This window comes from Flavobacterium collinsii (genome assembly GCF_902804485.1).
GTDB lineage: Bacteria > Bacteroidota > Bacteroidia > Flavobacteriales > Flavobacteriaceae > Flavobacterium > Flavobacterium collinsii.
This window is the reverse complement of sequence record NZ_CADCST010000070.1, coordinates 1-19,737: the sequence shown is the minus strand read 5'-3', so window position 1 is coordinate 19,737 and position 19,737 is coordinate 1. Positions and strand designations below refer to the sequence as shown.

The 19,737-nt window shown below is 35.4% G+C and carries 16 protein-coding genes; 8 read left to right on the top strand and 8 right to left on the bottom strand.

Annotated features, from left to right (window positions below; translation table 11 throughout):
* Window positions 1–250: 250 nt before the first annotated feature.
* Both yiaA and FLA105534_RS06820 read left to right on the top strand, forming a co-directional pair.
* On the top strand, window positions 251–649 hold the full coding sequence (gene yiaA, locus FLA105534_RS06825) for an inner membrane protein YiaA (protein WP_173965284.1): 399 nt from the start codon (window positions 251–253) through the stop codon (window positions 647–649).
* Window positions 650–884: 235 nt separating this feature from the next.
* Window positions 885–1,937 carry a T9SS type A sorting domain-containing protein gene (locus FLA105534_RS06820; protein ID WP_173965283.1) on the top strand — a complete coding sequence of 351 codons (1,053 nt, stop codon included), beginning with the start codon at window positions 885–887 and terminating at the stop codon, window positions 1,935–1,937.
* Window positions 1,938–2,012: 75 nt separating this feature from the next.
* On the opposite strand, the gene carB is transcribed toward FLA105534_RS06820, so the two are convergent.
* Window positions 2,013–4,868, bottom strand: a complete 2,856-nt coding sequence (gene carB, locus FLA105534_RS06815; RefSeq protein ID WP_173965282.1) for a carbamoyl-phosphate synthase large subunit — start codon at window positions 4,866–4,868, stop codon at window positions 2,013–2,015.
* Between the two features lie 145 nt (window positions 4,869–5,013).
* Entirely contained in the window at window positions 5,014–5,175 is a 162-nt protein-coding gene (rpmH, locus tag FLA105534_RS06810) for a 50S ribosomal protein L34 (protein ID WP_008464848.1), read from the bottom strand.
* Between the two features lie 166 nt (window positions 5,176–5,341).
* Here rpmH and FLA105534_RS06805 point away from each other — a divergent pair, with 166 nt between their 5' ends.
* Window positions 5,342–5,857 (top strand): DUF2892 domain-containing protein, encoded by a 516-nt coding sequence (locus tag FLA105534_RS06805; RefSeq protein ID WP_173965281.1) that lies wholly within the window; start codon window positions 5,342–5,344, stop codon window positions 5,855–5,857.
* 1,035 nt (window positions 5,858–6,892) lie between these two features.
* On the opposite strand, the gene FLA105534_RS06800 is transcribed toward FLA105534_RS06805, so the two are convergent.
* On the bottom strand, window positions 6,893–7,552 hold the full coding sequence (locus FLA105534_RS06800; protein WP_173965280.1) for an alpha/beta hydrolase: 660 nt from the start codon (window positions 7,550–7,552) through the stop codon (window positions 6,893–6,895).
* 289 nt (window positions 7,553–7,841) lie between these two features.
* Between FLA105534_RS06800 and FLA105534_RS06795 the strand changes: the two genes are divergently transcribed.
* Window positions 7,842–8,153, top strand: coding sequence for a GNAT family N-acetyltransferase (locus FLA105534_RS06795; RefSeq protein ID WP_246253185.1), 312 nt, complete (start codon window positions 7,842–7,844; stop codon window positions 8,151–8,153).
* Here the strand turns inward: FLA105534_RS06795 and FLA105534_RS06790 are convergent.
* From FLA105534_RS06790 to FLA105534_RS06780, 3 genes are read right to left on the bottom strand one after another with little or no spacing between them, the layout of a single operon-like run.
* Window positions 8,150–9,580, bottom strand: coding sequence for an anion permease (locus tag FLA105534_RS06790; protein WP_173965279.1), 1,431 nt, complete (start codon window positions 9,578–9,580; stop codon window positions 8,150–8,152). The genes FLA105534_RS06795 and FLA105534_RS06790 overlap by 4 nt on opposite strands.
* Window positions 9,581–9,600: 20 nt before the next feature.
* Window positions 9,601–10,749, bottom strand: a complete 1,149-nt coding sequence (locus FLA105534_RS06785) for a porin (protein WP_173965278.1) — start codon at window positions 10,747–10,749, stop codon at window positions 9,601–9,603.
* 38 nt (window positions 10,750–10,787) lie between these two features.
* Window positions 10,788–11,984, bottom strand: coding sequence for a YML083C domain-containing protein (locus FLA105534_RS06780; RefSeq protein WP_173965277.1), 1,197 nt, complete (start codon window positions 11,982–11,984; stop codon window positions 10,788–10,790).
* A 267-nt stretch (window positions 11,985–12,251) separates the two neighbouring features.
* Here FLA105534_RS06780 and FLA105534_RS06775 point away from each other — a divergent pair, with 267 nt between their 5' ends.
* From FLA105534_RS06775 to FLA105534_RS06765, 3 genes are read left to right on the top strand one after another with little or no spacing between them, the layout of a single operon-like run.
* A complete protein-coding gene (locus tag FLA105534_RS06775; protein ID WP_173965276.1) occupies window positions 12,252–13,634 on the top strand; it encodes a TolC family protein in 1,383 nt (460 codons plus the stop codon).
* Window positions 13,635–13,646: 12 nt separating this feature from the next.
* Entirely contained in the window at window positions 13,647–14,600 is a 954-nt protein-coding gene (locus tag FLA105534_RS06770) for an HlyD family secretion protein (RefSeq protein ID WP_173965275.1), read from the top strand.
* A gap of 2 nt (window positions 14,601–14,602) precedes the next feature.
* Window positions 14,603–15,760, top strand: coding sequence for an ABC transporter permease (locus FLA105534_RS06765; RefSeq protein ID WP_173965274.1), 1,158 nt, complete (start codon window positions 14,603–14,605; stop codon window positions 15,758–15,760).
* 137 nt (window positions 15,761–15,897) lie between these two features.
* Here the strand turns inward: FLA105534_RS06765 and FLA105534_RS06760 are convergent, their stop codons facing one another.
* Window positions 15,898–17,532 carry an ABC-F family ATP-binding cassette domain-containing protein gene (locus tag FLA105534_RS06760; protein WP_173965273.1) on the bottom strand — a complete coding sequence of 545 codons (1,635 nt, stop codon included), beginning with the start codon at window positions 17,530–17,532 and terminating at the stop codon, window positions 15,898–15,900.
* Window positions 17,533–17,731: 199 nt separating this feature from the next.
* Between FLA105534_RS06760 and FLA105534_RS06755 the strand changes: the two genes are divergently transcribed.
* Window positions 17,732–18,175, top strand: a complete 444-nt coding sequence (locus FLA105534_RS06755) for a PepSY-like domain-containing protein (RefSeq protein WP_173965272.1) — start codon at window positions 17,732–17,734, stop codon at window positions 18,173–18,175.
* An 84-nt stretch (window positions 18,176–18,259) separates the two neighbouring features.
* Here the strand turns inward: FLA105534_RS06755 and FLA105534_RS06750 are convergent, their stop codons facing one another.
* Window positions 18,260–19,435 (bottom strand): GlmU family protein, encoded by a 1,176-nt coding sequence (locus FLA105534_RS06750; protein WP_173965271.1) that lies wholly within the window; start codon window positions 19,433–19,435, stop codon window positions 18,260–18,262.
* Window positions 19,436–19,737: the final 302 nt, after the last annotated feature.

Here is a 19,737-nt window from a genome sequence, read left to right as displayed (position 1 = left end):
GCCTATGTTGTAATCTCTCTGACTGCGTCGCTCTTTTTTAAATTCTGGATTATTCATAAATAAGTCAATTTTATGTCAACTTATTTCAGGACGAGACATATATTAAAGTGAAAAAGCTCCAAATTATGGAGCTTTTTTTATTTAACATTTTTAGAAGATTATACTGAATAATACCACTTGTATTTGTTTTGATATGACCTGAATTTATCTATATTTGCCCATCAACCAAAATAAAATTATTAAACTAATTATGGTACAAAAAACATCGAATGCCTTTATAGCGGCATCTTGGGTAGCTCTTGGAGCAGGAACAGTTGGATTTATAGTAGGACTTGCAAGAGCCGAAATGCTTTTAAACGAAAAAGGATACTATTTCACCGTTTTAATGTTTGGACTGTTTGCTGTAGTTTCATTACAGAAAAGTGTAAGAGACAGGCTGGAAAATCTTCCGGTAACTGATATCTATTATGGAATCTGTTGGTTCGGAACCCTTTTATCTATCGTATTACTAGTCGTTGGCCTTTGGAATGCCACTATTTTACCAAGCGAAAAAGGTTTTTATGCTTTCGCTTTTTTATTAGCTCTTTTCGGTGCTATTTCGGTACAAAAAAACACAAGAGACAATATGGCATTTAGCCAAAATAATTAAAATCTTATAAAGATTGTGAATTAACAATTAAAAAAGCTTTGTATTAAAAGTTTTTTTGTTGCAAAATTTACGTCTCTTTTTATTGCTTACACTCTTAAATGAAGAGAAGTAAAACAACAATAATTCTACTATTTTAATAAATAAAAAAAAACAATACCTATACTTTCTAAGCAAAAGCATAACTTTTGCACTGAGAGTTTTTTCTTTAATTGAATTTAAATTTAAACAGCCCTATATGAAAAAAATTTTACTCTTTACATTATTATCAACAGTAAGCATCAATGCACAAACCCCTACAGATTATGTAACTACAGGGTTCAATACTCCAAGCGGAATTGCTTTTGATGCATCTGGAAACTTATTTGTTGCCGATTATTACACTTACAAAGTAACTAAAGTTGCACCTAATTTAGCACAAACCAATTTTGCTACCGTAAATGGTACTCCGCAACAAATAGCTTTTGACGCAGCCGGCAATCTTTGGTTAGCAGGATCCGGTTTTATTCAGGAGATTGAAAAAATAACGCCTGCAGGAGTTATCACAACCTACTCTGCCTCAGGAAGTCCATACGGAATTGCAATAGATGCATCTGGAAATGTTTTTTATTCGGAATCTAATTCTGGTGACATAAAAAAAAGAACTCCTGAAGGAGTAACTACTACATTTGCTTCAAACTTCATTCAACCTAACGGCCTGGCATTTGACAAATCGGGCAACTTACTTGTTGTAGACAAGTTAGACGGGGCTGTTAAAAAAATAACTACTGATGGCGTTGTTAGCAAATTGATTTCAGGAATGAACAATCCGACGAATTTAGTAGTTGCGCCAAATGGTGATTTGTATATTTCTACAGGATCACAAAATAGAATTTTCCGTTTTCCTGCTGGTGGTGTAGATGGAGATCAGCAACAATTTATCAGATTCAACATAAACTACGACACTCCTGCACAAATGGCAATTTACAATGGCGCACTTTACGTAAGTACAGGTTCCCATACTAAAAAAATCATTAAAGTAACATCTCCTTCTTTAGGCTTGGGCGACACAAAAAAAACTATTAATAATAGTTTAGCAATTTATCCAAACCCTGCAACAGATTATTTACATATCGAAAGCAATAGTGATGTTACAATAGAAACTATTGACTTATATGATATGACCGGAAGAGCTGTTCAAAACTTCAAGCCAGCTGATGTTCAAGACAATACTATTAAAGTATCAAATGTAACTTCAGGAAATTACATTTTAAAAGTAAATAATACTTCTAAAAAGATTATTATCAAGTAACCGCTTCTTTTAACATACAAAAAAAGGGAAGTCTCATAGCTACGAGACTTCCCTTTTTTATTTATAGATTTGAGATTATTTACTCAAATACATCTTTCTTCTTGAATACAATTCGTAGAATTGATCGTCTTTTAAGTCATCAATAAACAAGATGCTTTCTCCTGTTGATTTCATCTCAGGTCCTAATGCTTTATTTACATTATGGAACTTACTGAAGGAGAAGACCGGCTGTTTAATAGCATATCCTTTCAACTGTGGATTAAAGTCAAAATCTGTTACTTTATTGTGTCCTAACATTACTTTTGTAGCGTAGTTCACATAAGGCTCTCCGTATGCTTTCGCAATAAACGGTACTGTTCTTGAAGCTCTTGGATTTGCCTCAATGATATAAACTGTATCGTCTTTTATTGCAAACTGAATATTGATCAAACCAACTGTTTTTAAAGCTCTAGCTATTTTTTTCGTATGATCTTTGATCTGCTGCATTACGAATTCTCCTAAGTTAAAAGGAGGCAAAGTAGCATTACTATCTCCAGAGTGAACTCCACAAGGCTCGATATGCTCCATAATTCCGATAATATACACATTTCCGTCAGCATCACAAATCGCATCCGCTTCAGCCTCGATTGCTCCGGCCAAATAGTGATCTAAAAGCAATTTATTTCCTGGGATCGTCTTTAACAAGTTGATCACGTGCTCTTCCAGTTCTTTCTTGTTGATTACAATTTTCATTCCCTGACCGCCTAATACGTAGGAAGGACGAATTAATAACGGGAAGTCTAAAGTATCAGCAAGTGCCGAAGCTTCGTCAGCCGTTTCTGCAATTCCGAAATCCGGGAAAGGAATGTGTAATTCTCTCAATAAATCAGAGAATCTTCCTCTATCTTCGGCTAAATCAAGTGCATCAAAGCTGGTTCCGATAATCTTCACTCCGTATTTAGATAATTTTTCAGCAAGTTTCAAAGCGGTCTGCCCACCTAACTGTACGATAACACCTTCCGGTTTTTCATGCTGAATGATGTCATAAATATGTTCCCAGAAAACCGGTTCGAAGTATAATTTATCAGCTGTGTCAAAATCAGTCGAAACCGTTTCAGGATTACAGTTAATCATGATGGTTTCGTATCCGCATTCTTTAGCTGCCAAAACTCCGTGTACACAAGAATAATCAAACTCAATTCCCTGTCCAATTCTGTTTGGTCCGGAACCTAAGACGATGATTTTCTTTTTCTCGGTTACAATACTTTCGTTGTCTACGTAACGCTCACCATTTGCTTTTTCTATTTCTGCCTCAAAAGTCGAATAGTAATAAGGTGTTTTTGCCTTAAACTCAGCCGCGCAAGTATCGACCAGTTTAAACACACGGTTGATATTTTTATCCATACGCAAAGTATGCACTTCACTTTCCAGACAGTTCATCATGTGTGCAATTTGTCTGTCGGCAAAACCTTTTTGTTTTGCTTCCAGTAAAAGTTCTTTCGGAAGAGTCGTTATCTTGTAATTTGAAATTTCTTTCTCTAAAGTATAAAGTTCTTCATATTGTTTCAGGAACCACATATCAATTTTTGTAATTTCATGAATACGGCTCAACGGAATTCCCATTGCGATTGCATCATAAATTACAAAAACACGATCCCAACTTGCAAAAGTTAGTTTCTCGATAATTTGCTCGTAGTTTTTATATCCTTTTCCGTCAGCACCTAAACCGTTTCTTTTTATTTCTAAAGATTGGGTAGCTTTGTGTAACGCTTCCTGGAACGAGCGTCCAATTCCCATTACCTCTCCAACGGATTTCATCTGAAGTCCTAAAGTTCTGTCGGCACCTTCAAATTTATCGAAGTTCCAACGCGGTATTTTTACAATTACATAATCTAAAGTTGGTTCAAAAAGAGCCGAAGTCGATTTTGTAATTTGATTTTGCAATTCATCCAGATTGTACCCTAAAGCCAGCTTAGAAGCGATTTTAGCGATTGGGTACCCAGTTGCTTTTGATGCTAAAGCTGACGAACGGGACACACGAGGGTTAATCTCGATGGCTACGATATCTTCTTTTTCATCTGGCGAAACTGCGAATTGTACGTTACAACCACCTGCAAAATTTCCAATACTACGCATCATCAGGATTGCATAGTCACGTAATTTTTGGAATGTCGTATCTGATAATGTCATTGCCGGCGCCACTGTAATCGAATCTCCTGTATGAATTCCCATTGGGTCCATATTTTCGATCGAACAAATGATCACAACGTTATCATTTTTATCTCTTAAAAGTTCCAGCTCATACTCTTTCCATCCCATTAAAGCTTTGTCAATCAAAACCTCATGTATTGGAGAAGCTTCAAGACCTCTTGTTAAAAGCTCATCAAAATCTTCCTTTTTGTAAACCACTGCAGCTCCTGTTCCCCCAAGAGTAAACGAAGGACGAATTACTAACGGAAAACCAAATTCCTGAGCAATTTCTTTTCCTTCTAAATAAGAAGTAGCCGTTTTTGCCGGTGCAGTTGGAACATTAATTTTTTGCAAAAGCTGTTTAAATTGCTCTCTGTCTTCTGTAATATTAATAGCATTTACATCAACCCCGATCAATCTTACTCCGAAATCCTGCCAAATTCCTTTTTCGTCAGCTTCCAAACATAAATTCAATGCAGTTTGTCCCCCCATTGTAGGCAAAACAGCATCAATTTGTGGATGTTCTTTCAGAATTTCAATAATCGATTTTGTAGTTAAAGGTTTCAAGTAAATGTGATCGGCCATACTTGGGTCGGTCATAATTGTCGCTGGATTCGAGTTTATCAAGATAACTTCAATCCCTTCTTCACGAATAGAACGTGCAGATTGAGAACCTGCATAATCAAATTCGCAAGCTTGACCAATAACAATAGGTCCTGACCCTATTATTAAAACTGATTTTATTGATGTGTCTTTAGGCATTTTATTTGTATTGTGTAGTTATATAAAGTACTTTAAAAAACATTCGTAGTATATTCTAAACTAGAACGTTGCGGATTTTTTACCGACAAGGTATAAAAAAAGGCGATACTAAAAAAGTAACGCCTTATTTATGTTTATAGAAACATTATTTCTTGTGTCTAGGTTCGCTAGAAACAGTTAATTTATGTCTTCCTTTAGCTCTTCTACGCGCCAGAACTTTTCTTCCATTCGCAGAAGCCATTCTGTCCATAAATCCGTGCTTATTTCTTCTTTTTCTTTTCGATGGTTGAAATGTTCTTTTGCTCATTGTTTTGTATCTTTAAAATGGTATCTAATATCTGTTTTTCTGTTTTGAATATCATTATTCCAAAACCGAGTGCAAATATACAAAGACTTTTTTTTCTGGCAAGTAGTTTTATAAAAATATTTTTAATTCCTTTTACTATCTTTGCAATCACAAATTTACAATAATTATGTTTCACAAAAATATTAAACTTATTTTGGCCGGACTTCTAGTAGTCGCAGGCGTTTGGCAATTTACAGAGAGTAATATCGGAAATGGAATTTTCCTTATATTATTAACTGCAATTCCTATTTTCCTTTACTTCAAAAACGAATTTATCCTTTTAGCTTTCCTTAAATTAAGAAAACAAGACTTCGAAGGAGCTAAAAAATGGCTTGCATATATTAAAAACCCTGAAGCTGCTTTAGTAAGAAAACAACAAGGATACTTTAATTACCTACACGGCATCATGTTGTCTCAAACCAATATCAATCAGGCAGAGAAACATTTCAAAAAAGCAATCGAACTTGGATTGTCTATGGATATGGATCTTGCAGTAGCAAAATTAAACCTTGCCGGAGTTGCAATGTCACGCAGAAGAAAACTAGAAGCGACTAATTTATTAAATGAAGCTAAAAAATTAGACAAACAAGGAATGCTGAAAGAGCAAATTTCAATGATGAAAGAACAAATGAAGAAAATCTAAATTCGACTAACATACCTATATTCTAAATCCCAAATTCAAATAGAGTTTGGGATTTTTTATTTTAGATTGCAGAGTTTAGATTTTAAACATTTTTAAATTTAGAATTCAATCAAGGATAAGGAGCTATTTCCCGCTATCCGCTTGTATCTTTTATGGCGAACCCCGCCACAAAAGGATACCACTACTATCAGGGCTAGGGCTTTAGTCTTCATTAGAAGATTTGGTATAATTGAAATTTATTTTGTCATCCCGAGAAAAGAGGAATAACAAGGGATCAATACGAAAACCTGTGGATTTATAAAATTGGACATAAGTATTAGTCAGTCTAGAAAAAATCAGGTTCAAAAGTTCTGGAGTGATAAAAATAGTATTCTCTTTACCATAAAGGACTTTTAGGAATGAAAGTGGCAGCCTTTTGCAATCTTTTAAAGTTTTACATTTTCCTAAAATTTCTTAATTGTAAAAATAATAATTTACAGCTTACCCTATAAGAGACAAGCATTTGGAATCTGTTGCTCTGAAAGAGCCTTAGCAGTAACATGGCGCGAAGTGCCATGAATAATGGTGAACACTTCTTTAAGCCCTGTAAGGGCAAAAGCATAACCTAAAAAGCACATATCTTATTTTATGACATTTCCAAAAGTTAGCAACTTTTAATTAAGATCTTATGTTTTATTTATAACTGCTTATGCCCCTTCAGGGCATTATGATTCATCATCTTAATTTATAGTGCGTTGCACTATTTTTATGCTTTTGGGCTTTCAGCCCTTTTTAAACATTTCAAATATTTATACCCAAAGAGAACACTAATTATAAAATCAGCTGTAATAAAATGATCTCTTAAATGAAGAGCTGAAATCGTTAATAAAAGGAATAACTTCTATCAACCCCACAACATTTTGTATTGATCCATAACAAGATTGCGGATAAAAAATTTGCGTACAGATTGCGCATGGACCTTTGTCAAAGTTTAAAACTTTGACAAAGATTTCTAATCGTAAAGCATTGGAATTTGAAACTTAAAAAATTGGAATTTTAATTTTCCAAGATGATCGAAGGCAAATTCTCATTCAGCCATTTGTATTTATTAAGAATCATAATATGTGTTCCTCCTTTTACTACAATACAGCTGTTGATATACTTTATAGGAAAAACATCGTCCTGATCTCCATGAATATGTACTACATTGGAATCAATTTCATTTCTATCCCACAAAATAACTGATTCAACCGCCCATTGTAAATAATTAAGATCACGCACTGCCAAGAACTTCTCATACAACTTAATGCGCTTATTTACTTTTTCTCCAAAAGAGTACTTCGCCAGGTTTTCGATATTCAAAATTAATTTCATCGGAATAAGCTTATAGGCTTTTGTTGATTTTCCAATTTTCATTCTTCGTGGAAATTCCGCATTACTTCTAACGCTCGAAATAATAATTACTTTTCGGGTCTGAATGTGTTTGGCGATTTCCTGAACCAAAATCCCTCCAAAAGAAACACCTATCAAAACCGGATTCTCATGTTTAATATTTTTAGAAATTCGAAGAGCGTAATCAGACAGAGATTCTTTTGGTTGTGGAAGCTCCCACTCCAACAAACACATCTCAAAAACAGACTCGTCTAAATTGATTCTTTCAAAAATAGCGGGACTCGCCGCAAGACCGGGCATAAAATATACAGGAATTTTACTCATTTGACAGAAAGAGAGTTAGGGTTATAGCTTTTAATTTCAAGCTAAAATTACTTTTTTTAGCAACATGCATTGCAAATCTTGCACCAAAAATCGCTGTCTAAACCAAATAAAAGCAACAAAGACGCGCAATTCAAGATTAAAGCAGAGGTTAAAAAAAATAATTCCATATTGAAAATCAAATGATTACCTTTGCAATCCTATTAACTAATATCGAAACATTTTTCCACAATGTTCTTTATAAAGTTACCCAATGTTCTTTTTATTATTTTTTTAATTCAATCCCCAAAACATGACTAATATGGAACCTATTGAAACTATGGAAATCAAAGACAATACTTTTGCAAGACAATTTGAAACCATAGTCCCTGAAGGATTACTTTCTGTGGAGTATTCTTTTCAGGAGAAGAAAATTTTCTTAACCAAAATCAACACCCCTGAAGGCTTTGACAATCAAGCTACAATTGATGCTTTACTTAAAAGCATCATGGAAATTGTTATTGAAAAGAAATTTAGAATAATGCCTATTTTCCCAAGAATTGTATTGTTTATTAAAAAAAATCCTGAATATAAAGAATTACTTCCTCCGGGAATCCGAATTTAAAAGTCACCAATTAATCGGAGCCACAACCCTCCTATCACCATATAAATAAAGAGCATAACCAAACCGGTTATCAAGCCTTTGACCCACCAGCTTTTCAGGTCGACATAACCACTTCCGAAGAAAACTGGTGCCGGTCCATGTCCGTAATGTGTTAAAGTTCCGTAGATAGAACCTACAAAACCCAACATAAAAGCCAACAGCAAGCCGGGAATTCCAAGCGAAATTCCGACACCCAATAATGCTGCATACATTGCCGCCACGTGAGCCGTTGCACTTGCAAAAAGATAATGACTAAAAAAGTACACCAATACAATAATAGGAAAAGCCATTTGCCAGCTTAAACCACCAATTTCAGCTTTTACCAAATTACTAAACCAGCCAATAAACCCAAGTTCATTGAGCGAACTTGCCATCATAACCAAAACCGAAAACCATACGATGGTATCCCAGGCCCCCTTCTCGGCTTTTACATCATCCCAGGTTAACACCGAAGTCAGCAGTAAAATCACCAACCCGATAAAGGCTGTAGTTGTAGCATCAATAGAGAACAAATCGCCTGTCATCCAAAGAAATAAAAGAATAAAAAATGTTAACAGCATCATCCACTCATTGCGGGTAATTGCTCCCATTTCTTTCAGTTTTTGAGCAGCGATTTGTGGAGCATCCCCGGTTTTTTTTAATTCCGGCGGGTAAATTTTATATAACACAAAAGGAATTACAAAAAAAGCAACCAGTCCGGGAACTATTGCCGCTGTTGCCCATGAAATCCAACTAATTTTTATTCCCAGATTAAGTGCAAATTTCTGGCACATCGGATTACTTGCTGTTCCCGTTAAAAACATTGACGAAGCGATCAAATTTGCATTGTAACTACTTAATGTAAGATACGATCCCAATTTTCGATGAGTTTCAGGCTGATCCGGCATCGAGCCAAAACTCATTGACATTGATTTCATGATAGGATAAATAATTCCACCCCCTCTCGCTGTATTACTGGGTACCGCAGGCGCCAGCACCAAATCAGCAAGACCCAGACCATAAGCCAATCCTAAAGAGCTTTTTCCGAATATCCTGATGAATAAAAAAGCAATTCTGTTTCCTAAACCTGTTTTTATAAATCCCCTTGCAATAAAAAATGAAATCCCAATTAGCCAAATTACCTTATCACCAAATCCTTTCAACGCCAGGGTAATAGATTTTCCTGCATCTCCGGGAGCCAGAACTTGCGTAAAAGCAGTTAATGCAATTGCAATCATACACATAGTTCCCATGGGAGCAGCTTTTAAGATGATTCCAAGAATTGTTGCCACAAAAATCGCAAACAAATGCCAGGCTTCATTAACGACACCAGCTGGTGCAGGAATAAACCAAATTGCAAGCCCAACTGCAACTGTTATCAGGGTTTGAGGTATTTGCACTTCTTTCATAAAAAAGGGATTAAATTAAATTATAAACGGAGTTGTAACTGAAGCAGGAATAGATCATCATTATAAAATGAGGTATCGGGAATATTTCTATCGAAGCGATCAATTTCAAATCCTACTTCTATTCGTCCCGTATAAGCCTTACCAAATTCAAGACTTAACATTGGCGTATAAGTCTGACGAACATTTGAATTAATTTTATAATTGTTATCAAAAGACTCAAAACGACAGGACAACTCAAGAGAAGTTAGTTTTTTATAATCAACCAAATATCTCAAATTAGGCAAAAAATAAACTCCTCTCATTTGATAATCATCAACATTTGAAGTCCTGGAATCGGCAGGCAATGAAAAATACAGGTTATGATTGGTTCCCTGTTTGTATTCAATTTGCAGATCAAAAGTAAATCGGTCGGTAAGCTTAAAATCACTGGTAATATCAGCTCCCAAAGCAAAAACTTTTTGATCTGATCTTTTTCCAATTCCACCATTTAAACCCAAATTAATTTTATGTTCTTTAGACAAACTGAAAACCCACCTTGTTGCATACAATTTTCCATTATCGTTATCCATTTCCTGATTTTTTCCGTTACCATTTAAAACAGAAATAGCATAATTTACAGGGATTTTTCCAAGATCGAATGCCCCGCTTGCCGAAGCACCAATTTGAAAACTAGTCCAGCCATTTTTACCAAACTCATAATATTGATTGGAAAAATCAAATGATTTTATAATATCTACCGGAACCAGTTCCTCAATACCGAACGCCGGACGAAACTGACCTCCTGTTAAAGCCAGATATTTACTAAAAGTATATTTTCCATAAGCATTTTCAAGAACCTTCGATTTCGGATCCGATTTAAAGTCAGCTAAATTTACCAGAATCACAACCTCAGTAGCTTCACTTAATTTAGTATTAAGACCGACACGCATTCTTTTAATGTCAAACGAACTTTGTGTTACTTGACCTGTAGAATGATGAGCCCCTAAAACATCAACATTTTTACCGGAGCTTTCCAAATAGCGCGCTTGAAAAAGCCCCTTAAACTGAAATTGCGGATATTTAACCACACTTTCAGCATTAGCCGTCGGTTGGGTGGCGGCATTTTGTGCATTCAAAAAAAATGGCATTACAAAGAAAAAAACAATTTTTAGCAGTAGATATTTATTCATAAATGCTGTAAATCAAAAATTAATCAAATACTCACAATCTAACCTTGTCTTCTATTAGGACTGGAACTTCTATTGGATGCCGGTGGCGTCGCATTTCTATTTCCGGCCGGTCGGGTCGCAGGACGTGTTACTGGTTGTGTTGGCCGTGTTACCGGTCTGGTTGTTGGGTTTGTTGGCCGATTTACCGGTTGCGTTGGCCTCACAACTGGTCGTGTTGATGGGTTTGTTGGCGTTACCGGACGAGTTGTTGGCCTTGTTATTCCTGGCCTTGTTGACGGATTAGTCGGTCGGCTTTCCGGCCTGGTCATCCCAGGTCGTGTTGATGGATTAGTCGGACGTGTCCCTGGCCGTGTTGTAGAAGGTCTATTAGGCCTTGTATTAGTAACTGGAGCAGGTCTTCTATAGTCCCTTCCATTATAAGTTGTATTGTAGCGTCCACTAGCTCTGTAATTTCGAACTATTGCCGATGTATTTCTTCTTGATACATAATTATTATAATACCTCTGGTTTCTTACCCTGGCCGTTCTTCGATAATACGGATTTCTGTAATAATGCCCATGATATCCCCAATAATCATGATAATAAACCGGGCGCCACGGACGCCAATAAGGAGGATAATACCCCCAATACCAAGGAGATCGATACACTACGTATACTGGAGAGAACAAGTACAATACTACCGGCCATATATTCACGTCTGCAGTTACATACCCGCTGGTAGTAGTCGTATTATAATTATTCGTTGTATTATTATTTACAATTACGTTAGCATCTCCCTTATACCCGGGATTTGGTGTCCCCCCCACGGTATCTGAAGGCTCTACTATATAATTTTTCCCATATAAATCCTGATCTCCAATAATCTGAACATGCACATTATTCTTTTTATCTTTATCGACTTCGATAACAGCTACATCCTGTTTTTCTTTACTATTTATAGCTACCTGAAGCACAATCACATGTGTATTCCCTTTCTTTTGGCTTTCAATTTCTATGTAATCAATTTCGCCATCATTATTTAAATCTAAATTATTAACCTTACTGTCCTGTTCATTCAGTACTCTTTCAAATTCCTCTAAAGTTTTAGATTTCTGAAAAACATCCAAAACGGCATATAAATTAAGATTATCTCCTGGCAAACCTAAAGCGACAGGTTCGTTATCAGTTTGAGAAAATAGGGACAAACTAAATAAATAAGTCGTCAAAACTGCTAAAACTAAAAAACTCTTTTTCATGTTAAAAATAAGTTAATTTGGAAATACATTTACTAAGGTATGAAAAAACAGACAAACTCCAATACTACCCCATAACTTTCTGTTAAACAAGTATAAAATACTAAAAAAGTTTTAAAAGCTACTTATCTTTTAAACACCTTGACAGCACTAATGTAAGACTTATATTCTTAACTTTGTAACAATCGGTCTTTAACCGCCTCCCAATTCTTTGTATCATCTTACAAAAACTATCTTACGATTTGTCAAATAACTGAAACAAAAATTGCAATGAAAAAACATTTATTTCCTTTTCTTTTTTTCCTCTCTTTCAACTTTATACACAGTCAGATTGCTGTTTCCTCCACTTTGGAAGAGGCCATCCAGAAAGCTATTGAAAAAAGCGCTTCCTTAAAAAACAAAGATTTAGAAATTGAAAAATTAAATCTTCAGGAAAAAGGAGTCTGGAACAAATACATTCCAACAGTCGAAGCTAGTGCGCTTTACTCCTATTTTGATAATAAACTTACTGTCGATCTTCCTACCGCCACAATACCTATTGTAAACTATCCTTTGTTTGATGGAAAAACAGCTTTTAAAAACTACGGTAACATTTTTAACGGAAGTGTAATGGCAAAAACCGTTTTGTTTAGCGGAATGCAAATCCCAAACGGAGCTAAAGCAATTGAAGAAAAAACGAAGGGAACTGTATTTCTAAAAGAATCTGAAAAAGACCAAATTACAAAAGAGGTCATTAACACTTTCGATCAGTTAGAATTGCTAAAAGAAATAGACAAACTAATCAAAGAAAGCGAAAACCGACTCGATACGGAAACCAAGCGTGTTACAAAGGCAATCGAACAGGGACTTGCCATTCCGTACGACAGAGATAAGATAAAATTAGCGGCACTCGAACTTGCCTCCAAAAAGATTGAACTGGATGGAAAACGAAAACTGATTTACAAAAAAATTCAATACTTAACTGGTTACTCAGTTGCCAATATAGACAATGTCCAATATTCTTTAACACCATATTTAATCACTGATGAAAAGTTAAGCACGCAAAACAAACAGGAAATAAAAGCACTGGAATCTTTTAAGTCAGCTTATGAATATTTATTAAAGAAAGAAAAAGGAACTTATTTACCCACTCTGGGAGCTTTTGGAGGAGTTTCCTATTCGAGTTTGTTCAATGCAAATGCCACGACCCCCATTATTACCGGAATCAATCAGGCTTTGTATTTAGGACTCAATGAACTAACCATAAGTCAGAACTGGGTCGTTGGAGCTGCTATGAAATGGGAGGTTTTCTCAGGTTTTGAACGAAAACACAAAGTACACGAAGCCAAGATCAATATCGAACAGGTACAAAACCAAATTGACGATACGAAAGAAAAGCTTGAACTGCTTCTTGAAAAGAATTTGGTCGATTATACCGTTTTAACGCAAAAAATAGACATTACGCAACAACAGGAAAAAGTAGCCGGCAATAATTTAAATCTTGCCATTAAGCAGTACAAAGAAGGTCTTATCAATATATCGGAACGACTTGAAGCAGAGAACGACTCTTATAAAGCATCTGTAAACAAGACCACTACTTTAATAGAGCAAAGACTTGCCGCTATTGAAACCATAATTGCTACCGGCGATTTGTCCAAAAAACTATCCAAATAAAAGTTCTGTTTTATGAAAAAAGTAATCATTAGCATCACAATCATTTTCCTTTTTATAGCATGTCAAAAAGCAAAAAAAGGAGATTTAATTCAGGGAAAAATAGAAAAAGAACAAATTGCCGTTGTGAGTAAAATTCCGGGTAAGATCCTAAAAATATTTGTCAAGGAAGGAGATCAGGTTCAAAAAGGAGATACACTTGCCATACTGGATATTCCTGAAGTTGACGCAAAAAAAAGCCAGGCAGAGGGAGCCGTTGTATCTGCAAAAGCCCAGTACAAAATGGCCGTAAAGGGAGCTACAGAAAATCAGATAAAGCAATTGGAAGCTAAAAAGATGGGGTTAAAAGAACAATACGAATTTGCGCAGAAATCAATCAGACGACTAACCAATATGCTCAAGGACTCCCTCATATCACAACAAACTTACGACGAAACTTTTGCGAAGTATCAGGGAGCACAAGCACAATACAATGCTGTTGTTGCCGAGTTAGACGATGCTAAAAAAGGTGCGCGAATCGAACAGCAAACAATGGCACTCGGACAACAGGACCGAGCGCTTGGAGCGTTGCAGGAAGTCGAAACTGCCGACAAGGAACGTTATATCATTGCTCCGCAAAACATGAGTATTGAAACCATTACTTTAAATCTTGGCGAACTGGCATTGCCCGGTTATACCTTATTTAATGGCTATATCTCCAACAGCACTTATTTTCGCTTTACAATTCCCGAAAAGCAATTAGGCGATTTTAAAAAAGGACAAGAAATCACTGTTCATGTTCCCTATAAGAAAGAAAACATCAAAGGAACCATTTCAACTATAAAACAATTAGGGGCCTACGGAAATATCGCGACCGCCTATCCTGATTATGAAATGCAGGAAAGCTTGTTTGAAATAAAAATAACGCCTTCCAACATTGAGCAAACAAAAGATCTCATCACCAAAACAACCGTCACTTTATCTCTTTAACTATGCAAAATTTCTCTTCATTGCTTAAACGGGAATTTCAGTTATTCTGGAAAAACAAGGTCCTTAGAATACTTTTCATTGGTGCACCAATCCTGTATGGCGTTTTATTAGGTTATGTTTACGGAAAAGGCAAGGTTACCGATTTACCCATTATTGTGATTGATCAGGACCGTTCTGAATTAAGTTCAAAAGCAATTCAGATGTTTGAAGACAACGAAGTGCTATCTATTGCTACTATTTTGTACGATCAAAACAATCTTTCTAAAATTGCCATTCAAAAAGAAGCTACTTGTGTGGTTATTATTCCGAAAGATTTCGAAAAAATGACGCTCACCAAAAAATATCCTGAAATTACAACGATAGTAAACACCTCAAATGTTTTAACCGCTAATTACGCCTCAACAGCGATACAAATTTGTTTGGGAACTCTAAAAGCAGGTGTTCAGATTGAGACCTTAAGAAAACAAGGTGTACCGGAAAACTTACTTGCTTCCCAATACGAACCCTTCAAAACTACTTTTATTAAAAAATACAACCGAAGCACGAACTATATGTATTTTCTTTGGCCGGGAGTTTTAGCAACCGTGCTTCAGCAGGTTTTACTTTTAGGTCTGGCATTATCATTTGCTTCAGAATTTGAAAATGGAACATTTAAAGACCTTGTAAAAAAATGCCCATCAATCTTAAAAATGCTAGCTGTAAAAATTATTCCGTACCTAATAATGAGTTTCGGAATCTGGATTATTTACTGGCTTTTTACTTTATGGTTCCGATTACCATTTTATGAAAACTTAGCCCCATTGACTTTCGTTGCCGGAATATTTGTACTCTCTGTTTCTTTTATCGGAATTCTAGTGAGCATCATAGTTCCCAATCAATTAAAAGCGACCGAGATTCTAATGGTAATTGCCACTCCAAGCTTTATTCTCAGTGGTTTCACCTGGCCTTTAAGTCAGATGCCTCAGGCAGTACAGGCCATTGCCAATGTTATTCCACTCACCCACTTTTTGAAAGCATTCAGGATACTAATTATAGAAAATGGCTCTTACTCGCAAACGACAACAGCCGTCTGGAATATGATTCTTATTGGGTCTATCTGTTCTGTTCTTGCCTATATTGCCTTGTACTTTAAAAAGAGAACCGTTCTTAAAGAAATTTAATTACTTAATTAATAACCATAAAAAAAGCACAAGAATTGAATTTCTTGTGCTTTTTAAGGTATCGTCTAGATTCTTTTCAGAGATGTAACTATACTTCTCACGAATTACAACCCATCAATATATTTCATTAAAATATCTTATTTTTCTATTTCACGCATAGAATCCATCTTCTTGTGTGCCAGGAAGCCTGCAACATCTTCGAAATGTTCTTTCACGCGTTTGTTACCAAATTCAAAAACTTTAGTCGCCAATCCGTCAAGGAAATCACGGTCGTGAGAAACCAAAATTAAAGTTCCGTCGAAATCTCTTAAGGCATCTTTAATAATATCTTTCGTTTTCATGTCCAAGTGATTCGAAGGCTCATCCAGAATCAATAAATTAACAGGTTCCAACAATAACTTAATCATTGCCAATCGTGTTTTTTCTCCACCCGAAAGTACTTTTACTTTTTTGGTAATATCATCACCCTGAAACATAAATGCCCCCAGAATGTTTTTGATCTGAGTACGAATATCTCCCACAGCGATAGCATCAATTGTTTCGAAAATAGTAGCATTTTCATCCAACAAAGAAGCCTGGTTCTGCGCAAAATATCCAATTTGAGAATTATGACCAATATCTACGCTTCCTTCATCAATTCCGATTTCTTTCATGATCGCTTTGATCATGGTAGATTTTCCTTCACCGTTTTTACCAACAAATGCTACTTTTTGTCCTCTTTCGATCACAATGTTTGCATCTTTGAAAACCACATGATCTCCGTAGGATTTTGACAAATCTTTAACCACAACCGGATATTGTCCGGAACGTGCTGCTGGTGGGAATTTTAATTTCAATGCCGAATTATCAACTTCATCAACCTGCACAATAACTAATTTCTCCAACATCTTAACGCGAGACTGAACCGCATCTGTTTTAGAGAAAGTTCCTTTAAAACGATCAATAAACGCTCTATTGTCTGCGATCATTTTTTGCTGCTCATCGTATGCTTTTTGCTGATGAATACGACGGTCTTTTCTTAATTCTAAGTAATGAGAATATTTTGCTTTGTAATCGTAAATCCTTCCCATTGTTACCTCAATAGTACGATTGGTAATGTTATCTACGAATGCTCTATCGTGCGAAATTACCACAACTGCTTTTGCAGAAGTCAATAAAAATTCCTCCAGCCACTGAATACTTTCAATATCCATGTGGTTCGTTGGCTCATCCAGTAAAATCAAATCCGGTTTTTGAAGAAGAATTTTAGCCAATTCGATACGCATTCTCCATCCTCCCGAAAATTCAGAAGTCTGACGAGTAAAATCTTCACGCTCAAAACCTAAACCTATTAAAATTTTCTCTACTTCGGCTTCGTAATTTACTTCTTCAATAGCATAATATTTCTCACTTAAATCTGAAACTCTTTCGATCAACTTCATGTAAGCATCACTTTCATAATCCGTACGAACCGTTAATTGTTCATTAATTTCATCGATCTCAGCTTTCATTTTAAAGATCTCACCAAAAGCTTTAGAAGCCTCTTCCATTACAGTTGAACCATCTTTAGTCAATAAATGCTGCGGCAAGTAAGCCACTACAGCATCTTTTGGAGTTGAGATACTTCCGGTAGAAGGTTTACTTTGACCGGCAATTATTTTTAAAAGTGTCGATTTTCCCGCACCATTTTTACCCATAAGGGCAATTTTATCATTTTCATTGATAGCAAAAGAAACATCGCTAAATAATGTAGTTCCGCCAAACTGAACTGAAATATCGTTAACTGTAATCATTATCTTCTGTGAATTTGTTTAATCGGTTAATCGTTTTTTTGACCACCCATTTTTTTCGTGGTGCAAAGATAGATTAATTAGAGTATTAGACAATATTATTTAGACGACTGTCGCTTCAGATTTAAAAATCACCTAAATATTCTTACACTTTATCAAATTTTAGTATTATCTTGGATAACAATTTAAAAATCAACAAAATATGAAACCAAAATTAAACTTGATGACTTGTCTAATTGCAGGATTATTATTTGGATTTTCTGCTTACGCACAAAAAACGGTGATTAAAAAAGAAGTTTTACCGGCAAACGCACAAACTTTCTTAAAAACTCACTTTGGCTCTAAAAAGCCCAGTTACATACTTCAGGACAAAGAATTACTCTCTACAGAATACAAAGTCCAATTTGACAATAAAATTGAAATCGAATTTGATAAAAAAGGAAACTGGAAAGAAGTTGATGGTAAAAACTCTAAAATCCCTGCTTCTATTATCCCAAAAAAAATCACTTCGTATGTAAAAACAAATTTTCCTAAAGAGAAAATAACCAAAATAGAAATAGGTTCTTCCGGATACGAAGTAAAACTAACCAACGGTTTAGAATTAAAATTTAACCTGAAAGGAGATTTTACTAAGATAAACAAATAACAAACGATTTAAAAACAACAAACCCTACAGAATTAAAATATTCTGTAGGGTTTACTTAATTATCTAATTGACCAATTATTTAATTTAATCTTTTCTCCATTTTTTAGTTTCCTCAAAAATATGCTCTAAGATTCCCGATTCTGTCTCATCAAACTCGATGTTACGTCGTCCCATTACTAATTTTGCGGTTTCAAAAGCTTTTTTGGTTACATAAGTTGTAAAGCCAGCTGCTCCACCCCATGAAAAGCTTGGAACAAAATTACGTGGAAAACCACTTCCAAAAATATTAGCACTCACTCCTACTACTGTTCCGGTGTTGAACATCGTATTGATTCCGCATTTACTATGATCTCCCATCATTAAACCACAAAACTGAAGCCCTGTTTTAGCAAATCCTTCTGTTTCATAGCTCCATAATTTCACTTCTTCGTAATTATTTTTCAGGTTCGAATTATTACTGTCTGCTCCAATATTACACCATTCTCCCAAAACAGAATCTCCTAAGAAACCATCATGTCCTTTGTTTGAATTAGCAAAAAGCACCGAGTTCTTAACTTCTCCTCCGATTCTTGATCCCGGACCTACTGTTGTCGCTCCATAAACTTTGGCATTTAGTTTCACCTGTGCATTTTCACATAAAGCAAAAGGACCTCGAATTACGGTTCCTTCCATAATTTCAGCATTCTTCCCTATATATATAGGACCATTTGAAGCGTTTAGCGTCACAAACTCTAATTTTGCTCCTTCTTCAAGAAATATGTTTTCGGGCGCAATAACATTTACACTTTTCGGGATTGGCTGCGATTTTCTGTCTTCAGTCAAATACTGGAAATCTTCACGAATCGCCGCATCATTTTTAGAAAAAATATCCCAGGTATGTTCTACTGTCAAACAATCCTCATTGTACTGAATGATTTCGTACGAATCGAAATCAACTTCTTCCTGATTTTCATTGGTAAAAAAAGCAATTACATCATCACCTTTAAAAATAGCCTGATTTGTAGCCAGATTAGAAACCAATTCAGCAAGCGCATCATTTGGCAAATACGCTGCATTGATCATTACATTTTCTTCCAATTCTACCATTGGGAATTTTTCTGATAAGTAATCTTCGGTAATGGTAGTAATTGTCGAACCCAGACGTGCTTCCCATTTCTGGCGAATCGTCATAATTCCAATTAATATATCGGCAACAGGTCTTGTAAAAGTAAAAGGTAATAAAGCATTCCGGACGGGACCGTCAAAAAGAATGTAATTCATAAATAATTAAATTTGATACTTGTTAAAATCTTGATTTGGTTATCGGGTTCAAAGTTACAATTATTTTATTTGTGTCATTTGTACTGCAGCAGATATAGCACATTTTTTTTAACCGCTAAGTGCGCTGAGGTTTTACGCAAAGTTCGCAAAGCTTTGTAAATAGAGACCTTGATGACTTTACGTAAAATCTTGTACTTGTTTCGTGAGTCGTCCTAAAATAGGTTGACAAGTTTTACAATATTAATTAAAACCAGTAAAGTTCTCTTTGCTGGTTTTTTGATATACAAAATTAGGTGTTTTCA